Origin of the sequence: Pseudomonas sp. PDM19, from assembly GCF_014852215.1 — a bacterium.
GTDB lineage: Bacteria > Pseudomonadota > Gammaproteobacteria > Pseudomonadales > Pseudomonadaceae > Pseudomonas.
In genome coordinates this window covers 745,830-769,965 of sequence record NZ_JACVBG010000001.1, presented here as the reverse complement: position 1 = coordinate 769,965, position 24,136 = coordinate 745,830, and the positions used below count along the sequence as shown (strand labels likewise).

General features: G+C 67.2%; 18 protein-coding genes. 15 read left to right on the top strand and 3 right to left on the bottom strand.

Features of this window, described 5'->3' with window-relative positions; genetic code table 11:
* Positions 1–28: 28 nt before the first annotated feature.
* Genes IB273_RS03415 through IB273_RS03400 form a run of 4 tightly spaced genes read left to right on the top strand, consistent with a single transcriptional unit; the run spans position 29 to position 5,820 of the window.
* Positions 29–1,618 (top strand): TolC family protein, encoded by a 1,590-nt coding sequence (locus tag IB273_RS03415; RefSeq protein WP_081516981.1) that lies wholly within the window; start codon positions 29–31, stop codon positions 1,616–1,618.
* Entirely contained in the window at positions 1,605–2,381 is a 777-nt protein-coding gene (locus IB273_RS03410) for an efflux RND transporter periplasmic adaptor subunit (protein ID WP_192223241.1), read from the top strand. Before IB273_RS03415 ends, IB273_RS03410 begins: the two co-directional genes overlap by 14 nt.
* Positions 2,374–3,714, top strand: coding sequence for an efflux RND transporter periplasmic adaptor subunit (locus IB273_RS03405; RefSeq protein WP_192223240.1), 1,341 nt, complete (start codon positions 2,374–2,376; stop codon positions 3,712–3,714). The genes IB273_RS03410 and IB273_RS03405 overlap by 8 nt, the downstream gene beginning before the upstream one ends.
* A 6-nt stretch (positions 3,715–3,720) precedes the next feature.
* Positions 3,721–5,820: an HlyD family efflux transporter periplasmic adaptor subunit gene (locus IB273_RS03400; protein WP_192223239.1), complete on the top strand. Its 2,100-nt coding sequence runs from the start codon at positions 3,721–3,723 to the stop codon at positions 5,818–5,820.
* A gap of 96 nt (positions 5,821–5,916) precedes the next feature.
* On the opposite strand, the gene panB is transcribed toward IB273_RS03400, so the two are convergent.
* Positions 5,917–6,741 (bottom strand): 3-methyl-2-oxobutanoate hydroxymethyltransferase, encoded by an 825-nt coding sequence (gene panB, locus IB273_RS03395; RefSeq protein WP_192223238.1) that lies wholly within the window; start codon positions 6,739–6,741, stop codon positions 5,917–5,919.
* A gap of 85 nt (positions 6,742–6,826) precedes the next feature.
* Between panB and IB273_RS03390 the strand changes: the two genes are divergently transcribed.
* The 6 genes from IB273_RS03390 (at position 6,827) to IB273_RS03365 (ending at position 17,344) form a co-directional block, all read left to right on the top strand.
* Positions 6,827–7,621, top strand: a complete 795-nt coding sequence (locus IB273_RS03390) for an AraC family transcriptional regulator (RefSeq protein ID WP_167523178.1) — start codon at positions 6,827–6,829, stop codon at positions 7,619–7,621.
* A gap of 444 nt (positions 7,622–8,065) precedes the next feature.
* On the top strand, positions 8,066–10,363 hold the full coding sequence (gene metE / locus IB273_RS03385; protein ID WP_192223237.1) for a 5-methyltetrahydropteroyltriglutamate--homocysteine S-methyltransferase: 2,298 nt from the start codon (positions 8,066–8,068) through the stop codon (positions 10,361–10,363).
* A 295-nt stretch (positions 10,364–10,658) separates the two neighbouring features.
* On the top strand, positions 10,659–11,423 hold the full coding sequence (gene cobF, locus IB273_RS03380; protein WP_192223236.1) for a precorrin-6A synthase (deacetylating): 765 nt from the start codon (positions 10,659–10,661) through the stop codon (positions 11,421–11,423).
* Between the two features lie 88 nt (positions 11,424–11,511).
* The gene (locus IB273_RS03375) at positions 11,512–12,078 is read left to right on the top strand and encodes a cysteine dioxygenase family protein (protein WP_081516974.1); all 567 of its coding nucleotides are present in this window, start codon (positions 11,512–11,514) and stop codon (positions 12,076–12,078) included.
* Between the two features lie 118 nt (positions 12,079–12,196).
* Positions 12,197–13,333 (top strand): two-component system response regulator, encoded by a 1,137-nt coding sequence (locus tag IB273_RS03370; RefSeq protein WP_151186859.1) that lies wholly within the window; start codon positions 12,197–12,199, stop codon positions 13,331–13,333.
* Between the two features lie 39 nt (positions 13,334–13,372).
* Complete coding sequence (locus IB273_RS03365) at positions 13,373–17,344, top strand: response regulator (protein ID WP_192223235.1); 3,972 nt, start codon at positions 13,373–13,375, stop codon at positions 17,342–17,344.
* Positions 17,345–17,354: 10 nt separating this feature from the next.
* Here the strand turns inward: IB273_RS03365 and IB273_RS03360 are convergent, their stop codons facing one another.
* Positions 17,355–18,131: an IclR family transcriptional regulator gene (locus IB273_RS03360; RefSeq protein ID WP_081516971.1), complete on the bottom strand. Its 777-nt coding sequence runs from the start codon at positions 18,129–18,131 to the stop codon at positions 17,355–17,357.
* A 177-nt stretch (positions 18,132–18,308) separates the two neighbouring features.
* Here IB273_RS03360 and IB273_RS03355 point away from each other — a divergent pair, with 177 nt between their 5' ends.
* The 4 genes from IB273_RS03355 (at position 18,309) to IB273_RS03340 (ending at position 21,858) form a co-directional block, all read left to right on the top strand.
* Positions 18,309–19,067, top strand: a complete 759-nt coding sequence (locus tag IB273_RS03355; RefSeq protein ID WP_081516970.1) for an ABC transporter substrate-binding protein — start codon at positions 18,309–18,311, stop codon at positions 19,065–19,067.
* A 111-nt stretch (positions 19,068–19,178) separates the two neighbouring features.
* Positions 19,179–19,835 carry an amino acid ABC transporter permease gene (locus IB273_RS03350; protein WP_081516969.1) on the top strand — a complete coding sequence of 219 codons (657 nt, stop codon included), beginning with the start codon at positions 19,179–19,181 and terminating at the stop codon, positions 19,833–19,835.
* A complete protein-coding gene (locus IB273_RS03345; RefSeq protein ID WP_081516968.1) occupies positions 19,832–20,575 on the top strand; it encodes an amino acid ABC transporter ATP-binding protein in 744 nt (247 codons plus the stop codon). Before IB273_RS03350 ends, IB273_RS03345 begins: the two co-directional genes overlap by 4 nt.
* A complete protein-coding gene (locus IB273_RS03340; RefSeq protein ID WP_192223234.1) occupies positions 20,572–21,858 on the top strand; it encodes an NAD(P)/FAD-dependent oxidoreductase in 1,287 nt (428 codons plus the stop codon). The genes IB273_RS03345 and IB273_RS03340 overlap by 4 nt, the downstream gene beginning before the upstream one ends.
* Before the next feature lie 22 nt (positions 21,859–21,880).
* Here IB273_RS03340 and IB273_RS03335 read toward each other — a convergent pair whose 3' ends face one another.
* On the bottom strand, positions 21,881–22,654 hold the full coding sequence (locus tag IB273_RS03335; protein ID WP_081516966.1) for a nuclear transport factor 2 family protein: 774 nt from the start codon (positions 22,652–22,654) through the stop codon (positions 21,881–21,883).
* A 222-nt stretch (positions 22,655–22,876) separates the two neighbouring features.
* Here IB273_RS03335 and IB273_RS03330 point away from each other — a divergent pair, with 222 nt between their 5' ends.
* Positions 22,877–23,971 (top strand): polyamine ABC transporter substrate-binding protein, encoded by a 1,095-nt coding sequence (locus IB273_RS03330; RefSeq protein WP_151186852.1) that lies wholly within the window; start codon positions 22,877–22,879, stop codon positions 23,969–23,971.
* Positions 23,972–24,136 lie beyond the last annotated feature (165 nt).

Sequence of the window (24,136 nt, the reverse complement as noted above, 5' to 3'; positions counted from 1 at the left end):
ACTCTTTAGGATCGATCAAGGACAGACTATGCCTGCCTACGCACTGAAATGCCTGAGCGCCACCATCACCGTCAGCCTCTTCCTCAGCGCCTGCTCGGCGTTCGAGCCCAAGCCCTACACCGAGGAGGAAATGCGCCAGCGGGTGATCGACGACCAGGCGCGGATGTACAAGGAGCAGGAGCCGGTCAGCGGGCCGATCACCTTCTACGAAGCCTCGGCGCGCGCCCTGAAATACAACCTCGACTACCGCCTGAAACTGCTGGAAAGCGCGCTGGCCTCCGACCTGCGCGATGTCACCAGCCACGAGATGCTGCCGCGGGTGGTCGCCTCCGCCGGCTACGCCGGGCGCAACAACGATTCGGGCGGCACCTCCATCGGCATCGAGGACCGCCAGGTCAGCCTGCGTCCGTCCACCTCGGAAGAGCGTTACCGCCAGCTCTACAGCCTGGGCCTGTCCTGGAGCCTGCTGGACTTCGGCGTCGCCTACTACCGCACCCAGCAGAAGAACGACCAGATGCTGATGGCCGAAGAGCGCCGCGAGAAGGTCGCGCAGAACGTCCTGCAGGACGTGCGCAACGCTTACTGGCGCGCGCTGGGCGCCCAGCGCCTGCTGCCGGAAGTGGACGGCCTGCTGATGCGCACCCACCGCGCGCTGACCTCCGCCCGCGAGGCCGAGGGCAAGGGCCTGCTGCCGCGCCAGGACATCCTCGCCTACCAGCGCGCCCTGCTCGACTCGGTGTACATGCTCACCGTGCGCCGCCAGGACCTGGAGTTCGCCCGCGCCGAACTGGCCGCACTGATGTCGCTGCCGCCGAACACCAAAATGGTCCTGGCCGACGTCGGCGAACAGCCGCTGCCACTGGTGACCAACAACGTCGAGCAACTCGAACGCCTGTCACTGGAGCGCCGCCCGGAAATCATGGAGGAGTGGTACCGCAAGCGCGTCGACATGAACGACCTGAAGATCGCCAAGGCCCAGCTGTGGCCCAACGTGAGCTTCAACTATGGCTACGAGTACGACTCCAACAAGTACCTGTACAACAACGACTGGAACCAGACCGGCATCAACGTCTCGATGAACCTGCTGCGCCTGGCGCAGTACCCGGACATCAAGGCCGCCGAGGCCAGCCAGGAAAAGACCGACGACATGCGCCGTACTGCGTTGTCGATGGCCATCCTCACCCAGGTCCGCGTCGGCCTGCTGCGCTACCAGCTGGCGAAGCAGGAAGTGGAATTCGCCGACGAGAGCCTGCGCGTCGACCAGAGCCTGCTCAGCTACGCCCAGTCCGCCCGTGGCGCCGCCCTGGGCAGCGAGCTGGAGCTGATCCGCGCCGAGGGGCGCTTCCTGCTCTCGCGCTACCAGCGCGAAGCCGCCTACTCCGACGCCCAGGCCGCGTGGGGCCGGCTGTACAACTCGGTGGGCTTCGAGGTGATGCCCAGGGAAATCGAGAACCACGACGTGAAGACCCTGGCGCGGGAAATCCAGCGCACGCTGGAGCAGCAGACCAGCACCAACCTGCTCGCCAGCAGCGACGCCACGACCATGAAATCAACCGTTCAACCGACCGCTGGGCAAGCATCCGCAGGGCAGAAGGAAATCGCCAATGCCGCGCAGTAAGCCGTACCTGCTCCTCCCGTTGTGCCTGATGTTGCTCCAGCCGGCGCTGGCCGATGATGCCACCAGCGGCCTGCCCCCATTGCCCGACAACCAGGACCCCGGCGCCATCCGCGTGCTGCTGGTATCCAACCTGGAAACCACCCTCTCCGCGCAGATGAACGGCACCCTCGGCGCGCTCAAGGCCAGCCTGGGCGACAAGGTCGCCAAGGACGCCGAACTGGCCCAGCTCAACTGCGTGGAAGTCAACGCCCGCGCCAAGGTCGCCGCCGCCGAACTGAACATGGCGCGCTCCAACCTCGCCGCCAAGCAGAACCTGCGCAAGCTCGATGCCGTGGGCGACCTCGAAGTCGCCATGGCCAACACCGAGGTACAGAAGGCCGACGGCGCCCTCACCCTGGCCCGCGCCCAGGCCGGTTACTGCCTGGTCGATGCGCCCTTCTCCGGGCGCATCGCCAAGGTCTACGTCAAGCCCTACCAGACGGTGACCGCCGGCACGCCGCTGTTCGACCTGGTCAGCGATGGCGCGCTGAAGGTCCGCCTCAACGTGCCCTCGTCCATGCTGCCCAGCCTGCGTCCGGACATGCCGCTGGAAGTGGACATCCACGAAACCGGCAAGCACTACCCGGCCAAGGTCAGCGTGATCAACGCGCGGGTCGACGCCGTGGCGCAGACCGTGGAGCTGGAAGCGAAGCTGGACGCCAGCTACCCCGAACTGATCGCCGGCATGAGCGGGGTCGCGCGCTTCCCCGAAAGCCATGAGTGAGCTGCTGCCGCCACCCCAGCTGCTGCTGAGCCTGGCCAATGTACGCGACAAGGCGCTGACGGCAGACTCCCTCGGCGCCCTGGCCTTCAGCATCGCCAACGACCTGTTCCCGCTGCTGCGCTTCCACCAGGCGCTGGTGTTCGCCTGCCATGAGTCGCGCAACGAGCTGCTGGCGGTGTCCGGCCTGGCCAAGCCCACGGAAGACTCGCCCTATCTGGTCTGGCTGGAGCGCGCCAGCCGCTGGGTCGCCGCGCAAACACCTGACGCCACCCCCACCTGGCTGGCCCGCGACGCCCTCGAACCGCCCGCCGACATCGCCGAAGGCTGGAGCGAATGGTGGCCGGCCGGGCTCTGGTGCGTGCCGCTGCACGACCGCGCCGGCAAGCGCCTGGGGCTGGTGCTGTTCCTGCTCGACGAGCCGCCAGCGCGCAACCTGCAGCCGCTGCTGCAAGGCATCTGGCAGACCTGGGCGCACGCCTGGGCCGCGTTCGGCCCGCGTACCCGCCTGCGCTTCTGGCGGCCGAGCAAGCGTCAGGTGCTGGTCGGGGTGATCGCCCTGGCCGCTCTGCTGCTGATCCCGGTGCGGCAGACCGCCCTGGCGCCGGCGGAGGTCGTCTCGCGCAACGCCCAGGTGATCAGCTCGCCCATCGACGGCGTGATAGTCCGGATGCTGGTGCGGCCGAACCAGAGCGTCGAGGTCGGCACGCCGCTCTTCGAGCTGGACGAAACCACCCTGCGCAGCCGCGCCGACGTGCTGGCCAAGGAAGTTGCCGTGGCCGACGCCGAACTCATGGCCGCCAGCCAGCGCGCCTTCGACAACCCGCAGAGCAAGAGCGAACTCTCGGTGCTCGACGGCCGCTCCCGCCAGCGCCGCGCCGAACTGGCCGCCGTGCAGGCGCAACTGGCGCGCACCCGCGTACTCGCGCCGCGCGCCGGCGTGGCCGTGTACAGCGACCCCAACGACTGGCTGGGCAAGCCGGTGGTGACCGGCGAACGCATCCTGCAGATCGCCGATCCGAAGGCACCGGGCATGCGCATCCAGCTGCCGGTGGCCGACGCCATCGCGCTGGAGCCGGGGGCACCCGTGGCGCTGTTCCTCACCGCCTACCCGCTCGACCCGCTGCACGGGGAAATCCTCGACACCAGCTACCAGGCCAAGCCCAGCGATGAGGGCGTGGCCTCCTACCGCCTGCTGGCCAGCGTGCAGGACGCCCCGCCCCACGCGCGCCTGGGCCTGCACGGCACCGCCAAGCTCTACGGCGAGCGCGTGGTGCTCGGCTACTACCTGCTGCGCCGGCCGCTGGCCTCCCTGCGCGCCTGGACCGGCTGGTAACGCGCGATGGACATCGCCGCCGAGGACCTGCCCACCCCGCCGCTACGCGACGACCTGCGCCTGGACGAAGCAGCGCCCGGCCCGGACGGCGAGCCGGTGTGGGTGATCCAGGACAGCGTGCTCAACCGCTTCTACCGCATCGGCTGGCTGGAGTTCGAATGCCTGCTGCGCTGGGAACAGACGCCCCGGCAGATCAGCGAGCAGATCGCCGAGCAGACCGCGCTCAAGCCCGACGCCGAGCAGGTGCTGGGCTTCCGCCAGTTCCTCGAACACCACCAGCTGCTGCGCCCCGGCCCCGAGGCACTGGCCCGGCTGGCCGCACGCAGCGAAGGCAAGCAATGGACGACCTGGAACTGGTGGCTGCACCACTACCTGTTCTTCCGTATCCCGCTGCTGCGCCCGCAGCGCTTCCTGCGCGCCATCGCCGGCAGCCTCGACTGGCTGTTCAACCGCTACGTAGCGATGCTGGTGCTAATGCTCAGCCTCGCCGGCATCGTGCTGGTGGCGCACCAGTGGGACACCTTCACCCACGACGTGGTGGAGTCCTTCTCCTTCGAGGGCCTGCTCAGCTTCGCCGCTGCGCTGGTGGTGGCGAAGACGCTGCACGAGCTGGGGCATGCGCTGGTGACCACGCGGCTGGGGCTGAAGGTCGCGCACATGGGCATCGCCTTCGTGGTGATGTGGCCGATGCTCTACACCGACACCGGCGAGAGCTGGAAGCTGCGCAGCAACCGCCAGCGCCTGGCGATTGCCAGCGCCGGGATCATCACCGAGCTGGGCCTGGCCGGGCTGTCGACGCTGGGCTGGGCACTGGCCGACCCTGGTCCTTTCCGCAACGGGTTGCTGTACCTGGCGACCACCAGCTGGGCGCTGTCGCTGGCCCTGAACGCCAGCCCCTTCATGCGTTTCGATGGCTACTTCATCTTCTCCGACCTGCTGGACTTTCCCAACCTGCACGAACGCGCCGGCGCCCTGGCGCGCACCACGCTGCGGCGCAACCTGCTGGGGCTGGACGAGCCCTGGCCGGAGCACTTTCCAACCGGCAAGCGCCGCCTGCTGGTGGCCTTTGCCTTCGGTACCTGGGTCTACCGCCTGCTGCTGTTCCTCGGCATCGCCGTGGCGGTCTACTACTTCTTCTTCAAACTGCTGGGGATCTTCCTGTTCGCCGTGGAAATCAGCTGGTTCATCGTTCAGCCCGTGTGGCGCGAACTCAAGGTCTGGTGGCAGCGCCGTGCGGAAGTGAAGCCGCGGCGCAAGCTGGTGTTCCTCGCGCTGATCGGCGCCATCGCTCTGCTGCTCGCCATCCCCTGGCGCACCCAGGTCCACGCCATGGGCGTAGCGCGTGCGGCGCAACAGTTGCACGTCTACGCGCCATTCCCCGCGCTGCTGCGCGACCTGCGCCCCCGCGGCGAAGTCGGCAAGGGTGAAACCCTGGCGGTGATGGAAGAGCCCGACATCGCCGCCAAGGTGGCCGGCAGCGAGGCGAGCATCCGCGGCTTCCAGGGGCGGTTGGCGGGCATGCTGGCCGACCCGTCCGGTCTCTCCGAGGAAGCCGTCACCCGCCAGCGCCTGGGCGTGGAGTACCAGCAGGCCCGCGCCGCCCGCAACGAGATGGCCCGTCTCAACCTGCAGGCTCCCTTCAGCGGACGCTGGATGGACGTCAACCCGGACTGGAAGCCCGGCCAGTGGATCAACACCCGCGAGCCCATCGGCGTACTGGTGGACCCGCAGCACTGGCTGGTGGACGCCTACGTCAAACAGGACGAAGTGCAGCGCCTCACCGACGGCGGTCATGTGCGCTTCTACCCCGAAGGCGTGCCACGTCCCATCGAGGGCCAGGTGGTGCTGATCGGCACTACGCGCATCAGCCAGCTGGAACATCCGATGCTCGCCTCGCGCTACGGCGGCCCGCTGAACGTCAATCCGCAGGGCGAGGCACTGGTGCCCAACCCGGCGCTGTTCCATGTGCTGGTGAAGCTGGAAAGCGCACCGCCTGGACTTCACGAAACCCGTGGCCACCTGCAGATCGAGGGCGCCCGGCGCAGTTGGCTGGGCGAGGGTTTCACCCGCCTGCTGGCGGTGGCATTGCGCGAGAGTGGGTTCTAGCGCCGGAGTTTCCCTGTAGGAGCGCGCCACGCGCGCAATCGCGGGCATGGCCCGCTCCTGCAGCTTGATGCCCCTGCTTGCGGCCCCGCGCCGGGCTCACTCCTTCGCCATGCCGAAACAATGCCGCGCCTGCGGGAACTGGCGCTCCCGCACCTCGCTGGCAAAGCGTTCGGCCGCCGCGCCGATCAGTTCGTCCACCCGCACGTACTGCTGCGCGAAGCGCGGAATCTGCTCGCCGGACAGCCCCAGCATGTCCTCGGTCACCAGCACCTGCCCGGCGCAGGCAGGTGAAGCGCCGATGCCGATCACGGGGATCTCCAGTCGCTCGCAGACCTGCCGCGCCACTGGCTCCAGCACGCCCTCGAGCACCACGCTGAACGCCCCGGCGGCTGCGATGGCATCCGCGTCGCGCAGTACCTGCGCAACACCGACTTCCTCCTTGCCCTGCACCTTGAAGCCGCCGAGGGCGTTGACCTTCTGCGGCATCAGGCCGATATGCGCCATCACCGGAATGCCCCGCTCGACCAGGAAGGCGATGGTCTCGGCCATCTCCGCGCCCCCTTCCAGCTTCACCGCCTGCGCGCCACTCTCGGCGAGCACCCGCGCGGCGGCGAGGAACGCCTGCTGCGGCGAGGCCTGGTAGCTGGCGAAGGGCATGTCCACCACCACGCAGGCCCGTTGCGAGCCCCGGACCACGGCGGCGCCGTGGGCAATCATCATGTCGAGGCTGACGGCCAGGGTGTGCGGCATACCGTAGAGCACCATGCCCAGCGAGTCCCCTACCAGCAGCACATCGACGTGCGGGTCGAGCAGCCGCGCCATGGGCGCCGAGTAGGCGGTCAGCACGACCAGACTGCCGGGCTCGCGGCGTTGGCGGATGTCCAGGATCGACAGGCGTTGTTGCGGGCGATGGCTGCTCATGGTGCTCTCCACGGATGGCTGATATTGGCCGGGGAAGACGCTACCATCGGCCCTCCATGACCCACTTCCGACAGTGAGACAAGCTATGCCGCCAGCGGGACAGGATGCTTTGGCACTCCCCGGCTTCACGTCGCTGCCCCGCCCCGTGTGGCTGCGCGCCTTCGACATGCCCGCCGGCCACGAGGTGGAGCCCCACTCCCACCCCTGGGGGCAACTGATGTACGCCGCCAGTGGCGTGCTCGAGGCGACGACCGAGCAGTACGCCTGCGTGATTCCACCGCGCCGGGCGATGTGGCTGCCGGCGGGCGTTCGCCACAGCGCGCGGGCGCGCACGCTGGTGGTCCACCGCAGCTTCTACCTGGCCCCGGAACTGGCCGTCGGCCTGGGCCCGTGCCGCGTGCTGGAAATCTCGCCGCTGCTGGACAACCTCATCCAGCGCGCCAGCGAATTCTCCCGCGACTACCCCGACGAGGGCCCGGAAGCGCGCCTCATGCAGGTACTGGTGGACGAGCTGCACAGCGCGCCAGACTCCGGCCTGGCCCTGCCGCTGCCGCGTGATGCCCGCCTGCGGCGCGTCACCGATCACTTGCAGGAGCACCCCGGCGAGCGCCTGGGCATCGAGGACTGGGCGCAGCGCGTCGGCGCTTCAAGGCGCACGCTGGCGCGGCTGTTCCGTGACGAGACCGGGCTGTCGTTCCGCGAATGGCGCGAGCGGGTACGCCTGCTGGCGGCCCTGCCGAGGCTGGAACGCGGCGAGTCGGTGACACTCATTGCCGGCGAGTTGGGCTATGAATCCACCTCGGCGTTCATCGAGCTGTTCCAGCGCCAGCTCCACACCTCGCCTGGAGCTTTGGCGCGGCAGATGCGGGCGGGTGGCTGATCGAGAGTCAACCAGCAGGAGCACGCCATGAGGGTCAACTCGGTGGTCGACCAGGGCCTGTAGGAGCTGGCCATGCCTGCGACAGACCGGGCGCCGAACTATCGCGGACGCAGTCCGCTGGCAAACTCCGACCGGCGACCCGGGACGGGTTATCCGCCGATGGCCTTGCGGCGGATAACGCTGGCGCGTTATCCGCCCTACGCTCTGAGCGGGTGCCGAACTATCGCGGACGAAGTCCGCTGACGCGGGGCTGCCATGTCTCGGCCGGAGGGATCGAGGCGGCGACTGCCGCGGACTTTGTCCGCGGTCGCGGGCATGGCCCGCTCCTACAGGGAGCCACATCAACATGAGAAATACTTGTGTTCATCACAAGAACATTGAGTTTGTCTCATGAAGGCTGCGCCGGGAGAATTTCCCCATCGTTGATTCAATGGAGAGATTCACATGGCGCTGGCACACAACCTCGGCTTTCCCCGCATCGGCCGCGACCGCGAGCTGAAGAAAGCCCAGGAAGCCTTCTGGAAGGGCGAGCTGGACGAAACCGGCCTGCGCGCCATCGGCCGCGAACTGCGTGCCGCCCACTGGCAGGTGCAGAAGAACGCCGGCATCGAATTACTGCCGGTGGGCGACTTCGCCTGGTACGACCAGGTGCTGACCCACTCGCTGACCTTCGGCGTGATCCCCGAGCGCTTCCGTGGCCATGGCGAAGCCAGGCCGACCCTGCAGACCCTGTTCGCCATGGCGCGAGGCGTCAGTACGGGGTGCTGCGGCGCGCATGCCCAAGAGATGACCAAGTGGTTCGACACCAACTACCACTACCTCGTCCCCGAATTCAGCGCTGACCAGCAGTTCGAACTGAGCTGGGAGCAGCTGTTCGAGGAAGTGGAGGAAGCCCACGCCCTCGGCCATCAGGTGAAACCGGTGGTAATCGGCCCACTGACCTACCTCTGGCTGGGCAAGACCAAAGGGGCCGACTTCGACAAGCTGAATCTGGTAGAGCGCCTGCTGCCGCTCTACGGTCAGATTTTCCGCCGCCTGGCCGCGCAAGGCGTGGAGTGGGTGCAGATCGACGAACCGATCCTCGCCCTCGACCTGCCGCAGGACTGGAAGAACGCCTTCGAGCGCACCTACAACCTGCTGCAGAGCGAGCCGCTGAAGAAGCTGGTGGCCACCTACTTCGGCGGCCTGGACGACAACCTGGGACTGGCCGCCGGCCTGCCGGTGGACGGCCTGCACCTCGACCTGGTGCGCGCGCCGGAACAGTTCCCGACCATCCTCGACCGCCTGCCGGCCTACAAGATTCTTTCCCTCGGCGTGGTCAACGGCCGCAACGTCTGGCGCTGCGACCTGGAGAAAAGCCTGGAAGTGCTGCGCCACGCCCATGAGCGGGTGGGCGAGCGCCTGTGGGTCGCGCCGTCCTGCTCGCTGCTGCACAGCCCGGTGGACCTGGAGCGCGAAGACCAGCTGGATGCCGAACTGAAGAGCTGGCTGGCCTTCGCCGTGCAGAAGTGCGCCGAAGTCGCCCTGCTCGCCCGCGCCATCAATCAACCCGAGGCTCCGCAAGTCATCGCCGCGCTAGCGCAGAGCCGCACCGTGCAGACCAGTCGCGCCGCATCGCCGCGCATCCACAAACCGGAGGTGAAGGACCGCCTCGCAGCGGTGAAAGCCGCCGACAGCCAGCGCCAGTCGCCCTTTGCCCAGCGCATCGTCAAGCAGCGCGCCGGCCTCAACCTGCCGGACTTCCCCACCACCACCATCGGTTCCTTCCCGCAGACCTCGGCCATCCGCCTGGCGCGCCAGGCCTTCAAGCAAGGAAGGCTCAGCGTCGCCGACTACACCGAGGCCATGCACAGCGAAATCCGCCATGCCGTCGAGATCCAGGAAAACCTCGGGCTGGACGTACTGGTGCACGGCGAGGCCGAGCGCAACGACATGGTCGAGTACTTCGCCGAGCAGCTCGATGGTTACCTCTTCACGCGCTTCGGCTGGGTGCAGAGCTACGGTTCGCGCTGCGTGAAGCCGGCGGTGATCTTCGGCGACCTGAGCCGGCCGAAGGCAATGACCGTGGAGTGGATCCGCTACGCGCAGAGCCTCACCAGCAAGGTGATGAAGGGCATGCTGACCGGCCCGGTGACCATGCTGATGTGGTCCTTCCCGCGCGAGGACGTCTCCCGCGAAACCCAGGCGCGACAGCTGGCCCTGGCGATCCGCGACGAGGTCGTCGACCTGGAGCGCGCCGGTATCAGGATCGTGCAGATCGACGAAGCCGCCTTCCGCGAGGGCCTGCCACTGCGCCGCAGCGACTGGGGCCGCTACCTGGACTGGGCCACCGAAGCCTTCCGCCTGTGTGCCTCCGGCGTGCGCGACGAAACGCAGATCCACACCCACATGTGCTACAGCGAGTTCAACGACGTGATCGAATCCATCGCCGCCATGGACGCCGACGTGATCACCATCGAGACCTCGCGCTCGGACATGGAACTGCTGGAAGCCTTCGAGAAGTTCGAGTACCCCAACGAGATCGGTCCGGGCGTCTACGACATCCATTCGCCGCGTGTGCCGGGCAAGGACGAGATGGTCAAGCTGCTGCGCAAGGCCGCGCAGCGCATTCCCGCCGAGCGCCTGTGGGTCAACCCCGACTGTGGCCTGAAGACCCGTGCCTGGCCGGAAACGGAAGCGGCGCTGGTGAACATGGTCGCGGCCGCCCGCGAACTGCGCAAGGACGTGGCGCTGCTGGGCTGAGAGGGCGCTAAACGCAGGATGTCGTGGAGCGTAGCGATACCCATCGAATCGGTGCGCCGACAGCATGGGTATCGCTGCGCTCCACCCATCCTACGGGGGTGTTCAGCTCGCAGGCGTCCGCGTAGCCCCGTGTAGGAGCGGGCCATGCCCGCGATCGCGCGCATGGCGCGCTCCTACAGGTTTGCTCCGGGCCGGGCCGGGAACGGTCCAGATACCGCGTCGATCCGGCAGATGAGCGTGGCGCCGGACAGGCGTAATCTGGAGCCCCTCCGAACGAAGGCACGCAGGACCAGACATGAAGCAGCTGCTCATCATCGGCATCGGCGCGGGCGACCCTGAATACCTCACGGTGCAGGCGATCAACGCGATGAACCGCGCGGACGTGTTCTTCCTCATGGACAAGGGCGCGGCCAAGGACAAGCTGATCCAGCTGCGCCGCGACATTCTCCAGCGCTACGTTTCCCGCAGCGATTACCGCATCGTCGCAGCCGAGAGCCCCGAACGCGTGCGCGAAGGCGACTATACCGGGCAGGTACGCGACCTCAACCAGGCCAGGCAGCAGGTGTTCGAGCGGCTGATCGAAGACGAACTGCAGGACGGCCAGTGCGGCGCCTTCCTCGTCTGGGGCGACCCGTCGCTCTACGACAGCACGCTGCGCATCCTCGATGCGATCCTGCGCGGGGGCCGGGTGAGCTTCGACTACCAGGTGATCCCCGGCATCACCAGCGTGCAGGCGCTGGCCGCGCGCCACCGGGTGCCGCTGAACGCCATCGGCCAGTCGGTACAGATCACCACCGGTCGCCGTCTGGCCGCGGGCTTTCCGGCCAACGCCGAGAGCGTCGTGGTGATGCTCGACGCAGAAGACACCTACCGCCAGCTGGACGACCCGGAACTGGAAATCTACTGGGGCGCCTACGTCGGCACGCCAGACGAGATTCTCCGTAGCGGGCGGCTCGTCGAGGTCGGCGACGATATCCAGCGCACTCGCCAGGCGGCTCGCGAGGCCAACGGCTGGATCATGGACACCTACCTGCTGCGGCGCGCGCCGAAGGACGCCTGAGCCCACACCCTGCAGTTCTGAGCAGGCTCGACAAAAGCGGCTAGAGTGATTTCGTTGTGTCGACAACGCCCGCCGGAGCGCACCGCTCATGCCCAACGTCAGCCTCGCCCGCTTCATCGAACACGCCACCCAGCTCAGCCGGCAGGAATCCGAACCCTGCCAGTGCGTCGCCTCGCTGGCGCCCTTCATGATGGAGCTGCTGGCCCATGCCGGCGACTTCCTCGAAGCGCACCACTACCAGAGCGACCCGTTCCACTACGCGCGCAACCTGGTCTACCAGGCGCCGGACGACAACCTCTCGCTCTACGCCCTGGTCTGGTCGCCGGGCCAGTGGACGCCGGTGCACGACCACGGCAGCTGGGGCGTGGTGGGCATAGTCGAGGGCGTGCTGGAGGAGCGCAGCTACGTCTGCCTATCCGCCGACCGCAACCGCGACGAGGGCATCGAACTGGTCAAGGGCGGCATGATCCTGCTGCCGCCCGGCGCGGTCACCAGCTTCGTCCCCAACCCCGACCACATCCACGTCACCGGCGTTCCCGCCGACCGCCCGCGCGCGGTCAGCCTGCACCTTTACGGGCGAATGATGAACAACTACCACATCTATGACGTCGAGGCCGGCACGCGGCACTTCGTCGAGGTCGAGCACAACGGCTGAAATACCCGCCGAACACGCCTGCCGGATCACCCCGGAGGCTTGCCCGGCGCGATCTATACTCACACCGGCGCGCGGGCAGGAAGTCCCGCGGCGCATGCCCTGTGGCGGAGGATGGTCAATGAATGCACCTGGTCCCGTTGTTCGTCCGACGATCCTGATCGTCGACGATGCTCCCGAGAATCTCACGCTCCTCTCGGAACTGCTCAAGCTGCTGTATCGAGTCAAGGCAGCGCGAACCGGCGAGAAGGCACTGCAGATCGCAAAGTCCGACGATCCGCCGGACCTCATCCTGCTGGACGTGATGATGCCAGGCATGAACGGTTTCGAAGTCTGCCGGCGCCTGCGCGAAGACCCCCGCACGCAGCGCATCCCGGTGATCTTCATCACCGCCCAGGTCGCCGCCGACGAGGAAATCCGCGGCCTGGAGCTGGGCGCGGTGGACTACCTGACCAAGCCGATCAATCCGCCTACCGTGCTGATGCGCGTGGACAACCAGTTGCGCATCAAGGCCGCCGCTGACTTCCTGCGTGACCAGAACGAATTCCTCGAACAGGAAGTGCAGCGACGCACCCGCGAGCTGGCGGCCATCCAGGACGTCACCATCATCGCCATGGCATCCCTGGCGGAGACCCGCGACAACGAGACCGGCAACCACATCCGTCGTACCCAGCACTACGTCAGCGCGCTGGCCGAACACCTGCAGCAGCACCCACGCTTCGCCGCCGAGCTGAATGAGGAAACCCGCCAGCTGCTGTTCAAATCGGCGCCGCTGCACGATATCGGCAAGGTCGGCATCCCCGACCATATCCTGCTCAAACCCGGCAAGCTCACTGCCGAGGAGTTCGAGCTGATGAAGACCCACACCACCCTGGGGCTCGAAGCCCTGGAGAAGGCCGAGGAGCGCCTGGGGATGGACGTACCCTTCCTGCGCCTGGCCAAGCAGATCGCCTACGGCCACCACGAAAAGTGGGACGGTAGCGGCTACCCGCAGGGCCTGGCCGGCGATGCGATCCCCCTGTCGGCGCGGCTGATGGCGCTGGCCGACGTCTACGACGCGCTGATCAGCAAGCGCATCTACAAATCGCCGATGACCCACGCCAGCGCCGTGGACTTCATCCGCAGCCAGCGCGGCCAGCACTTCGATCCGGACGTGACCGATGCCTTCCTCGCCCTGCAGGACAGCTTCCGCGGCATCGCCGAGCGCTTCAACGACGGCGCGCAGGCTGCCCCCATCCCGGCGCCGGCCAGGGTCTGATTCGCAGCGCATACGGCAAACCTGCCTGGAGGCGGCCCCATGTTGACTCCGCTCGGCTTTCTTCAGCGCCTGAGGCTGCGCACCCGGCTGGCGCTCGGGTTCGGCGGCATCCTGCTGCTTGCCCTGTTCCTCGGTCTCTACGGCCTGCACGTGCAGCGCCAGCAGATCGAACAGATCAACGTGATCTACGAGAAAGAGATGCTCGGCCTCTCGCACATCGAGGCGGCCCGCGTCGCCCTGGCGGGCATGGGGCGCAGCATCCGCCAGTTCGTCCTGGCCGCCGACGAGAACGGCCGTGCGCAGGCGGTCAAGCAGTTCAACGAGGTTCGCAGCAACCTGCGCGAGGAAATCGAACTGGCGCGGCCGCTCATCTACCGGACCTCCGCCCAGCAGGGGCTGGTGCGATTCGAGGCCGCCTACGAGGAGTACCAGGACCAGATCAAGCACGTCCTGGAGCTCAACGACCAGCCTATCCGCCACGGACAAGCCACCGACCTGGGCGCCATCGCCCTGCTCTCCTCCACTGCGCTGCAACGGCCAGGCGAGGTGGCCAACCAGGCGCTGGCCGAGGTGGCCCAGGTCAAGCGCCAGGGCGCCGATCTGGAGGTGAACCTGGCCACGGAGCGTTTTTACCGCAGTGTCCAGCTGACCATCTGGCTTCTGGTGCTGGGCCTGGGCGGCGGCGTGCTGTTCGGCATCCTGATCAGCCAGTCGATTCGCCGGCCGGCCGACCAGCTGCGGTTCTCGGTGGATGCCCTGAGCAAGGGCGAACTGGATGTGCAGGTGCCGTTCCAGGATTACCCCAACGAAGTCGGCGAAATGGCGCGGGCGATCACTGCCCTGCAGTCCGAGGCGCAACAGATGGCCGATCAGCGCTGGGTGAAGACCCAGGTGGCGACGCTCAGCGGGCAGATGCAGTCGGTCGCCGGCTCCAGCGAGCTGGGCGATCGCACCCTGGCCGCCCTCGCGCCGCTGCTGGCGCTGCGCCGCGCCTCGCTGCACGTCCACGCGCAGGACAGCGAGGAGCTGATCCTGCTGGGCAGCTACGCAGCGCCGCCGGACCTGCCGCAGCGTATTCCCATCGGCCAGGGCCTGATTGGCCAATGCGCCCGGCAACGCGAGTCGATCCGCCTCGACCTGCCCGAGCGCAAGGTCGAAGGCGAATACGCGCCCCCCCTGTACCTCGAAGTGCTGCCGCTGATCCATGGCGAACGCCTGGTTGGTGTCCTGGCCCTGGAACTGCTGCAGCAACCCAGCGCGAGCCAGTGGGCATTGCTGGAGGAGTTCGTGCCGCTGCTGGCGATGAACCTGGAAATCCTCGAACGCACCTCGCGCACCGAACAGTTGCTCAAGGAAACCCTGACCCAGGCCGAACTGATGGAGCAGCAGGCCGCTGCCCTGCAGGAAAGCGAGAAGCGCCTGCAGTACATCCTCGACTGCAGCCCGGTCAGCGTGGCCATCGCCACCCGCGACCGCCTGCACCTGGTGAACCCGGCATTCAGCGAGAACTTCGGCCTGAAGGTCGGCGACGCGGCAGCCGGCCTGTATGTCGAGATGGCGGAGCGCGAGTCGGTCTGGAACGACATGCTGGCCGGCGAACAGATGATCGAGCGCGAAGTCCGCATGTACGACAGCCAGGGTGGCGAGCGCGACATCCTCGCGACCTACCTGCCGGTCCTCCACCATGGCGAGCCTGCCGTGCTCGCCTGGCTGTACGACATCACCGCACGCAAGCTGGTCGAGCAGCAGACACATCGCGCCAAGGAGCTGGCCGAGGAAGCGACGCGGGCCAAGAGCGAGTTTCTCGCCAACATGAGCCACGAAATCCGCACGCCGATGAATGTGATCATCGGCATGAGCAGCCTCGCCCTGAAAAGCGGGCTCGACACTCGCCAGTACAACTACGTGCAGAAGGTCCACCGCTCCGCCGAGGGCCTGCTCGGCATCATCAACGACATCCTCGACTTCTCGAAGATCGAAGCCGGCATGATGAGCGTGGAGCACGTCGAATTCCGTCTGGAGGACGTGCTGGAGCAGTTCTCCGCGCTGGTCGGCTTCAAGGCCGAGGAAAAATCCCTCGAACTGCTGTTCCAGCTCGACCAGCGGCTGCCCACCTCGCTGGTGGGCGACCCACTGCGTCTGGGGCAGATCCTGCTGAACCTGGGCAACAACGCGGTGAAGTTCACCGAGCTCGGGGAGATCGTCCTGGGCATCGAGCCGGCAGTGATCGGCAGCGACGTCACCGAGCTGCACTTCTGGCTGCGCGACACCGGCATCGGCATGACCGCGGAGCAGTGCGCGCGCATGTTCCAGTCGTTCATCCAGGCCGACACCTCCACCTCCCGCCGCTATGGCGGCACCGGGCTGGGGCTGTCGATCTCCAAGAGTCTGGTGGAGCTGATGGGCGGGCGCATCTGGGTGGAGAGCGAGCCGGGCAAGGGCTCGGTGTTCCACTTCCACGCGCACTTCGGCATCTCCGAGACTGCCGCGCCCCGGCGCATGCTGCGGGCGGACGAACTGCTCGGGGTGCGCGCCCTGGTGGTCGACGACAACGCCTCGGCGCGGGAGATTCTCTCGGGCATGGCTCTCAGCTACGGGCTGGAAGTGGACGTCGCGCGCAACGGCAGCGAAGCACTGGAATGGATCAGCGAAGCCGAACAGCGGCAGTTGCCGTATCAACTGGTGCTGGTGGACTGGCAGATGCCGGGCATGGATGGCATCGAAGTGGTCGCTCGCCTGCACGATGGCCACTGCGAGAACGTCCCGGCGGTGATCATGGTCACCGCCTTCGGCCGCGAAGAAGCGCTGGATGCCGCACAGGAGCGCGGCGTAGAGCTGGGCACGGTGCTGACCAAGCCGGTGACGCCCTCCACCCTGCTGGAGTCGATCAACATCGCCCTGGGCAAGGAGAGCGTCGTCGAGCCACGCAGCCGTGAGCGCCAGAGCGCCACGGACGAGGCGTTGGCCCGTGTCGCCGGCAGCCGGGTATTGCTGGTGGAGGACAATGAACTGAACCAGGAGCTGGCGATGGAGTTGCTGGGCGACGCCGGCATTGAGATCGTGCTCGCCTGCAACGGCCAGGAAGCGCTGGATCGGCTGGCCGCCGACACGCACTTCGACTGCGTGCTGATGGACTGCCAGATGCCGGTGCTCGATGGATACGCGGCCACCCAGGCGCTACGCCAGCGCCCGGAACTGGCGCAGCTGCCAATCATTGCCATGACCGCCAACAACATGGCCGGTGATCGTGAACTGGCGCTGGCCGCGGGAATGAATGACCACATTGCCAAACCCATCGACCCGCCCGCGATGTTCCTCACCCTGTCGCGCTGGATCGCTCCCCGGCAGCGGCAACCCGGCGGCGCTCCGGCGCCTGCACCGGTGGAGAGGCAGGTTGGCGACCTCGACCTGCCGGGCATCGATACCCATGCCGGACTGGCGACCTGCGCCGGCAAGACCGCGCTCTACGAACGGCTGCTGCAACGTTTTGGCAGCAGCTACCGGGATTTCATCGGCGAGTTTCGCGCCCTCGACTCGGCAGCCGATCCGACCGCCCGCCGCCGGACCGCCCATACCCTGCGCGGCGCGGCAGCCAACATCGGCGCCCTGGAGCTTGCCAGGGCCGCCACGGCGCTGGAGGATGCCTGCCAGGGCAGCGCGCCCGAGGAATCGATCTCGCGCCTGCTGTTCGAACTGCAAGCACAGCTGGAAAGAGTGCTGGCCGGCCTGGCGACGCGCACCACTCCGCCGCTCGAACAGCCGGCGGCGCCGGGGCTTTCCCCAGCGCAGATCAGCACCCTGCTCCAGCAACTGCGCGCCCTGCTCGAAGACAGCGACACCGGCGCCGGCGAGCTGGTCGGCCGGCTGGGCAGCGCTTTTGCTGACCCGCTACGGGCCGGGCTGCTGCGGGAGATGACCGAAGCCGTCGAGGGCTTCGACTACGAACGCGCCCTGGCGCAGCTGCAACGGCTGCTGGACGCGACACCCGAGCCCCTGCAGCCGCAAGCCTGAGCGTGCGGCCTCAGAGCGTCCTGATCGAGGTGCTGATCGCCCGTGCGCACTCGATGGCCGCCGGCGCCAGGCGGCGTTCGGCGTCCTCACGGGTCCAGCGGCTGGTGGGCGCCACCACGTGCACCGACGCCACCGGGCGGCCCTGGCTGTTGCGCACCGGCGCGGCCACCGCCATGTCGCCGAGGAACAGCTCCTCGCTGTTGATCGCATAGCCCTTGCGGCGGATCTCGGCGATTTCCGCGAGGATTTCCTCCAGCGAGGTGCGCGTGTACTGGGTATGGCTGGACAGGTCGCTGCCCTGCAGCAGTTCCAGCACCTCGTCATCGCTCAGCGCGCTGAGGAAAGCGCGGCCCGAGGCGGTGCAGTACATGGGGATGCGGCTGCCGATGGGCAGGTGGATGGGGATGAACTTCGGCCCCACGAAGCGCGCCACGTAGAGCATGTCGGTGCGCACCGGCTCGGTGAGGTTGGTGGTCTCGCCGGTGGTCTGCGCCAGCTCCGCGAGGAAGGGATTGGCAACGTCCACCAGGGTGTCGGCGGCGAGGTAGTTGTAGCCGATCTCCATCACCTGCGGCGTCAGCTGGAAGCGCTTGGTCTGCGGGTGCTTGCTGACGTATCCCAGCGCTTCGAGCGTGTGGATCATCCGCTGCGCCGAGCTCTTGGTGATGTCGGCGGCCTCGGCTACCTCGGCCAGGTTCATGGTGCGGTTGCGCGCGTTGAAGCCGCGCAGCACGGCAAGGCCCTTTTCCAGCGACTGGTTGAACAGGCTGTTTTCGTTGTCGCTCATGTCTCTTCCTTGGGAAGGGTCACGCCTTTTTCAGGCTATTAATATCGATATGCGATATTTATAAATCTCTTTACGATTCTTGTAAATCATTTATATTGCAGCCAACGCCTCCTGCCGATACTCGAGGCCATCCATAACGCATAAAGACAACAAACCGCGTCAAATGGGAGTTCACCAATGCATCCTCGCCTCCGCGTGTTTTCCTGCGCCCTCGCGCTCGTCGCCAGCTGCGCTGCATCCTTCGCCGCCCAGGCCGAACCTCTGAAAGTCGGGGCTACTGCCACCGGCGTGCCTTTCACCTTCCTCGACGTCAAGACCAACAGCATCCAGGGCATGATGGTCGACTCCGCCCAGGCCGTGGCCAAGGCCGGCGGCTTCGACGTGGAAATCGCCCAGACCACCTTCGCCGCGCTGATTCCCTCGCTCACCGCGAAGAAGATCGACCTGATCTCCGCCGCCATGCTGCGCACGCCCGAGCGGGAGAAAGTGGTGCAGTACTCCGATCCGGTGTTCGAGTACGGCGAAGGCCTGGTGGTGCGCGCTGACGACGACAAGGCCTACACCAGCATGGATGACTTCAAGGGCGAAGTGGTCGGCGCCCAGGTCGGCACCATCTTCATCGACAAGCTCAACCAGCGCGGCATCTTCAAGGAAGTGCGCGGCTACGATTCCCTCGCCGACCTCACCCGCGACCTGGCACTGGGCCGGATCAAGGCCGGCTTCGGCGACCACCCGATCCTCGCCTACCAGATGGCCAAGGGCAGCCTGAAGAAGGTCCGCCTGGTGGACAGCTACCAGCCGCAGATCAAGGGCGAAGTCTGCCTGATCCTGCGCCAGGGCGACCCGCAGCTGCTCGCCCAGGTCAACCAGGGCATCGCCAGCATCAAGGCCGACGGCACCCTCGCCGCCATCATCGGCAAGTGGCACCTGGACTGACGTCCGCTTTTCTTCACGCCGCACCCAAGACTGACCCGCACCTTTCGCCGGAGCCCCGCGCCCGGTGAAAGGTGACGGCCGCCCTCAGATTTACGCTCACGGACACCTCCCATGTTTCTCCAGAATGCTCTGGACTTCCTGCCCATTCTATTGAGTGGCGCGGTGGTCACCGTGCAGGTCACGATTGCGTCGTTCCTGCTCAGCTCGCTCATCGGCCTGGCCTTCGCCCTGATGATGGTGTCGAAAGTCCGCGCCGTGGCGCTGTTCGGCATCTCCGTGGTCAACGTGATCCGCGGCCTGCCGATCATCGTGCAGCTGTTCTACATCTACTTCGTGCTGCCGGATTTCGGCGTGCAGCTTTCCGCCATGCAGGCCGGCATCATCGGCCTGGGCATCGCCTACTCGGCGTACCAGGCGGAGAACTTCCGCGCCGGCATCCAGGCCATCCAGCAGGGGCAGATCGAAGCCGCCGAGTCCCTCGGTATGCGCGGCCCGATGATCATGCGCCGGGTGGTGCTGCCGCAGGCCTTCCGCATCGCCCTGCCGCCCTACGGCAACACCCTGGTGATGATGCTCAAGGACTCCTCGCTGGTGTCCACCATCACGGTGGCCGAGATGACCCGCGCCGGCCAGCTGATCGCCTCCTCGACCTTCGAGAACATGACCGTCTACACCCTGGTCGCCCTGCTCTATCTGGCCCTGAGCCTGCCGCTGTCGTACGCCCTGCGCCGCCTCGAAGCGCGCATCGCCACGAGGAAGAAAGCATGATCCGCATCCAGTCGCTGCACAAAAGCTACGGCAGCACCCGCGTTCTCGAAGGCATCGACCTGTCGGTGGAAAGCGGCCAGGTGGTGTGCCTGATCGGTCCGTCCGGCTCGGGCAAATCCACTCTGCTGCGCTGCATCAACGGCCTGGAAACCTACGAGGGTGGCGACATCCTGGTCGGCCAGGAACGTGTCGACCGCCACGCCCACTCCATCCACGAAATCCGCACCCAGGTGGCGATGGTGTTCCAGCGCTTCAACCTGTTCCCTCACCGCACCGCGCTGCAGAACGTCATGGAAGGCCCGGTGTACGTGAAGAAGGAGCGCCCGGACGCCGCCCGCGAGCACGCCCGCGCCCTGCTGGAAAAAGTCGGCCTGAGCCACCGCATGGACGCCTACCCGGACGAACTCTCCGGCGGCCAGCAGCAACGCGTCGCCATTGCCCGCGCCCTGGCCATGCGACCCAAGGCGATTCTCTTCGACGAGCCGACCTCGGCGCTGGACCCGGAGCTGGTGGGCGAAGTGCTGGCGGTGATGCGCAAGCTCGCCGACGAAGGCATGACCATGGTGGTGGTGACCCACGAGATGGGCTTCGCCCGCGAAGTGGCGGACAAGGTGTGCTTCCTCTATGGCGGGCGCATCGTCGAGGAAGGCGCGGCCAAGGATGTGCTCGGCGCGCCGAGCCAGCCGCGTACCCAGGAATTCCTCCGCCGCCTGCTCAACACCGACGGGGGCCAGGCATGAACGCCCAGCCCCTGGCACTGCCACCCTCGCTCTGGGCAGCCACCGCGAACGCCGGCCCGGCCACACCGGCGCTGGCTGAAGACAAGCAGGTCGACGTCGCCATCGTCGGCGCCGGCTATACCGGGCTGGTCACCGCCCTGCACCTGGCCCGCAACGGCGTGCGCGTCTGCGTGCTGGATGCCGGCGAGCCGGGCTGGGGCGCTTCCGGGCGCAACGGCGGGCAGGTGATCCCCGGCCTCAAGCATGACCCGGACGACCTGCGGCGCATGTTCGGCGGCGAGAAGGCCGAGCGCTTGATCGAAGTCGCCGGCGGCGCTGCCGATGAAGTCTTCGAGCTGATCCACCGCTACGACATCGACTGCGAAGCCACCCGCAAGGGCTGGATCCAGCCCGCCGCCTCGCCGGCCGCCCTGCGCGCCATCGAGAAGCGCGCCGGGCAGTGGCGCCAGCGCGGCGTAGCGGTGGAGATGCTCGACAAGAGCAGCGTTGCCCAGCGCATCGGCAGCAACGACTACCTCGGCGCCTGGGTCGACCCGCGCGCCGGCAGCGTCCAGCCGCTGAGCTACGTGCGTGGCCTGGCCCGCGCTGCGTTGAGTGAAGGTGCCGCGATCCACGGCCACACCCGCGTGAGCAACCTGCGTCGCCACGGCAGCGGCTGGCAGCTCAGCACCGATAGCGGGCACAGCGTGACCGCCGAAAGGGTGATCCTCGCCACCAACGGCTACACCGACGACCTCTGGCCGAAACTGCGGCAGACGGTGATCGCCGCCAACAGCTTCATCGTCGCGACCAGGCCCTTGCCGGAAAACCTGCGGCGCAGCGTGCTGCCCAATGGCGAAGTCTGCTCGGATGCGCGCCGGCTGCTGCTGTACTTCAAGCAGGACGCTCGCGGCCGGCTGTTGCTGGGAGGTCGCGGTCCGTTCGCCGAGCCGCGCTCGCCCGGCGACTGGCTGCACCTGAAGCGCTCGCTGCTGGGCCTGTTCCCGCAGCTGGCCGAGGTGGAGTTCGAATACCAGTGGAGCGGCCGCGTGGCGCTCACCCCGGACTTCATGCCACGGCTGCATGAGCCGGCGCCGAACCTGAGCATCCTGCTGGGCTACAACGGTCGCGGCATCGCCATGGCCTCGACCCTGGGCCGTCACCTGGCGGAGCGCCTGCTGGACCGCGAGAAGGACTTCCCCTTCCCCGTCACCCCGGTGCGGCCGATTCCCTTCCATGGGTTGCAGCGCCTGTACCTGGGCGTGGGCATCGCCTGGTACCGGCTGCTCGACGCCGTTCTCTGAGGGCTCCCGGCCTGACGCCTTGTCAGGCCGGACCGCCTTCCTGCAACGCCGCCAGGTAAGCACGCGGCGGCTGCCCGGTGTGCTCGCGGAAGCAGCGGTAGAACACCGACAGCGAGTTGAAGCCCACCGCGAACGCCAGCTCGTCGATGCGCGCCGCCGGCTCCTCGCGCAGGCGCTCCAGCAGATGGCCGATGCGCGCCTGGTTCAGGTAGCGGTAGAAGCTCTGCCCGAGCACCTGGTTGAGCAGGTAGGAAATCTGGTTGCGCGTATAGCCGGTGGCCCGTGCCAGGCGCTCCAGGTCCATCTCCGGATCGAGATAGGGATGGGCGCTGCCGAAGTAGGACTCGATATCCAGCAGCATCTTCCCCACCTGGGCCGAGTTCAGGCCCAGGCGACGCTGGTCCTTGACGCCCCCCTCGCGCTGCTCGCGCACCGGCGTGGCGTACTCGTGGACGCGCCAGATCAGCCCGTCGCGCACGGTGATCGCCTCGCTGGCACGGAACGAGGCCAGCCGGCTGCTGCGCCGCAACGTCAGGCGCGAGCGGTACTGGATGAACGCCGTGTCGCCATCGGCACGAATCTGGTCGATGTGTTCGATATGGTGCTGCGGGCTGCGCGGCATGGCCGTGCGGATATAGCCGGGCAGCTCGCTGGCGGGGATTTCCAGGTCGTTGTAGAAGTCGCAGTACTGCACCTGCGGATGGAACATCGCCAGCACGCCTTCGACGTCGCGGTTCATCCAGCACTGGTGGTAGCGCGTGACCACTTCGCGGGTGCGCTCGGTTTCGTCATTCATGGTTTTCCCTCCGCCTGGGGCCGCAGCGTAGGGCGCGGGCAGCGCGCTGCACAGTGCCGCGGGTCCGCAGCAGCATCGCCGATTCCGCCCGTGCACGGAAGAACGACGCAAAGCCGCGCCGCGCCTAGTTTTCGGCCAGGGCCGAGAACAACAGAACAAGGCCCGTTTCCCACCTGCCGATCGCATTGGCGCCGCGCAAGCCGGCGTCCTCCAGGAGTGAAGATGAACAAGCGTGCTTTGGGTTGTCTGGCCGGCCTGCTGGCCGGTGCCGCGTTGCCGGTGCTGGCGGCGCCGCAAGAGGTGCATTTCGCCAACTGGGCCGACTACATCGGGCCGACCGTGCTGCAGGACTTCCAGAAGGAAACCGGGATCAGGGTGGTGCTCGACGCCTTCGAGTCCGACGAAGTGCTGGAGGCCAAGCTGCTCACCGGGCATTCGGGCTTCGACGTGGTGGTGCCCTCGGCGGACTTCCTCGCCCGCCAGCTCAAGGCCGGCGTCTACCGCCCGCTGGATGACGCGCTGCTGCCCAACCGCAAGAACCTCGACCCCGACCTGCTGGCGCGCGTGGCCCAGTCGGACCCGGGCAACCGCTTCGCCGTGCCCTACCTCTGGGGCACCGTCGGCATCGGCTACAACCCGGCGAAAATCAAGGCCGCGCTGGGCGCCGACGCGCCGCTGGACTCCTGGGACCTGGTGTTCAAGCCGGAGAACCTCGCCAAGCTCAAGGGCTGCGGCGTGGCCTTCCTCGACTCGCCGGCGAAGATCCTGCCGCTGGCCCTGCACTACCTGGGCAAGGACCCGAACAGCAACAACCCGGCGGACTACGAGGCCGGCACCAAACTGCTGGAAAGCCTCAAGCCCTCGGTGACCTACTTCAGCTCGACCAAGTACATCGCCGACCTCGCCAACGGCAACGTCTGCGTGGCCATCGGCTTCTCCGGCGACGTGCTGCAGGCGCAGAAAAGCGCGCAGGAAGCCGGCGGCGCGGTAGACGTGCAGTACAGCGTGCCGAAGGAAGGCACCAACATCTGGTTCGACAACCTGGCCATCCCCAAGGACGCCCGCAACCCCGAAGGCGCCCACGCGTTCATCAACTACCTGATGCGCCCGGATGTGATCGCCAGGACCAGCGACTACCTGCACTACGCCAACGCCAACGTGCCGGCCAAGGCGCTGATGGACCAGAAGGTCCGCGAGAACCCGGCGGTCTACCCCAACGCCGAGCTGGTCAAGGGCATGTACGTCAGCCTGCCGCCGAGCCCGTCGATCCTGCGCCTGATCACCCGCGACTGGAGCCGGATCAAGTCCGGGGTCTGACTCCCGACGCCCTTCCCGTCTCACCCGCAGCCCCGGTCGCCATAGCGCCCGGGGCTGTTTGCATTCGAAGGGGCGCCTTTTTCACGACGATGCCCAAGCCTTGCGGAAAGTGGATAGAACGCACGCCTGCCTCCGACCGACACTAGCCACGCTGGCAGCAAGGCG

Bases quoted from the DNA above. Each gene is read 5' to 3' on its own strand.
- IB273_RS03415 (WP_081516981.1), top strand. From the start codon at position 29: ATGCCTGCCTACGCACTGAAATGCCTGAGCGCCACCATCACCGTCAGC.
- IB273_RS03410 (WP_192223241.1), top strand. From the start codon at position 1,605: ATGCCGCGCAGTAAGCCGTACCTGCTCCTCCCGTTGTGCCTGATGTTG.
- IB273_RS03405 (WP_192223240.1), top strand. From the start codon at position 2,374: ATGAGTGAGCTGCTGCCGCCACCCCAGCTGCTGCTGAGCCTGGCCAAT.
- IB273_RS03400 (WP_192223239.1), top strand. From the start codon at position 3,721: ATGGACATCGCCGCCGAGGACCTGCCCACCCCGCCGCTACGCGACGAC.
- panB (WP_192223238.1), bottom strand. From the start codon at position 6,741: ATGAGCAGCCATCGCCCGCAACAACGCCTGTCGATCCTGGACATCCGC.
- IB273_RS03390 (WP_167523178.1), top strand. From the start codon at position 6,827: ATGCCGCCAGCGGGACAGGATGCTTTGGCACTCCCCGGCTTCACGTCG.
- metE (WP_192223237.1), top strand. From the start codon at position 8,066: ATGGCGCTGGCACACAACCTCGGCTTTCCCCGCATCGGCCGCGACCGC.
- cobF (WP_192223236.1), top strand. From the start codon at position 10,659: ATGAAGCAGCTGCTCATCATCGGCATCGGCGCGGGCGACCCTGAATAC.
- IB273_RS03375 (WP_081516974.1), top strand. From the start codon at position 11,512: ATGCCCAACGTCAGCCTCGCCCGCTTCATCGAACACGCCACCCAGCTC.
- IB273_RS03370 (WP_151186859.1), top strand. From the start codon at position 12,197: ATGAATGCACCTGGTCCCGTTGTTCGTCCGACGATCCTGATCGTCGAC.
- IB273_RS03365 (WP_192223235.1), top strand. From the start codon at position 13,373: ATGTTGACTCCGCTCGGCTTTCTTCAGCGCCTGAGGCTGCGCACCCGG.
- IB273_RS03360 (WP_081516971.1), bottom strand. From the start codon at position 18,131: ATGAGCGACAACGAAAACAGCCTGTTCAACCAGTCGCTGGAAAAGGGC.
- IB273_RS03355 (WP_081516970.1), top strand. From the start codon at position 18,309: ATGCATCCTCGCCTCCGCGTGTTTTCCTGCGCCCTCGCGCTCGTCGCC.
- IB273_RS03350 (WP_081516969.1), top strand. From the start codon at position 19,179: ATGTTTCTCCAGAATGCTCTGGACTTCCTGCCCATTCTATTGAGTGGC.
- IB273_RS03345 (WP_081516968.1), top strand. From the start codon at position 19,832: ATGATCCGCATCCAGTCGCTGCACAAAAGCTACGGCAGCACCCGCGTT.
- IB273_RS03340 (WP_192223234.1), top strand. From the start codon at position 20,572: ATGAACGCCCAGCCCCTGGCACTGCCACCCTCGCTCTGGGCAGCCACC.
- IB273_RS03335 (WP_081516966.1), bottom strand. From the start codon at position 22,654: ATGAATGACGAAACCGAGCGCACCCGCGAAGTGGTCACGCGCTACCAC.
- IB273_RS03330 (WP_151186852.1), top strand. From the start codon at position 22,877: ATGAACAAGCGTGCTTTGGGTTGTCTGGCCGGCCTGCTGGCCGGTGCC.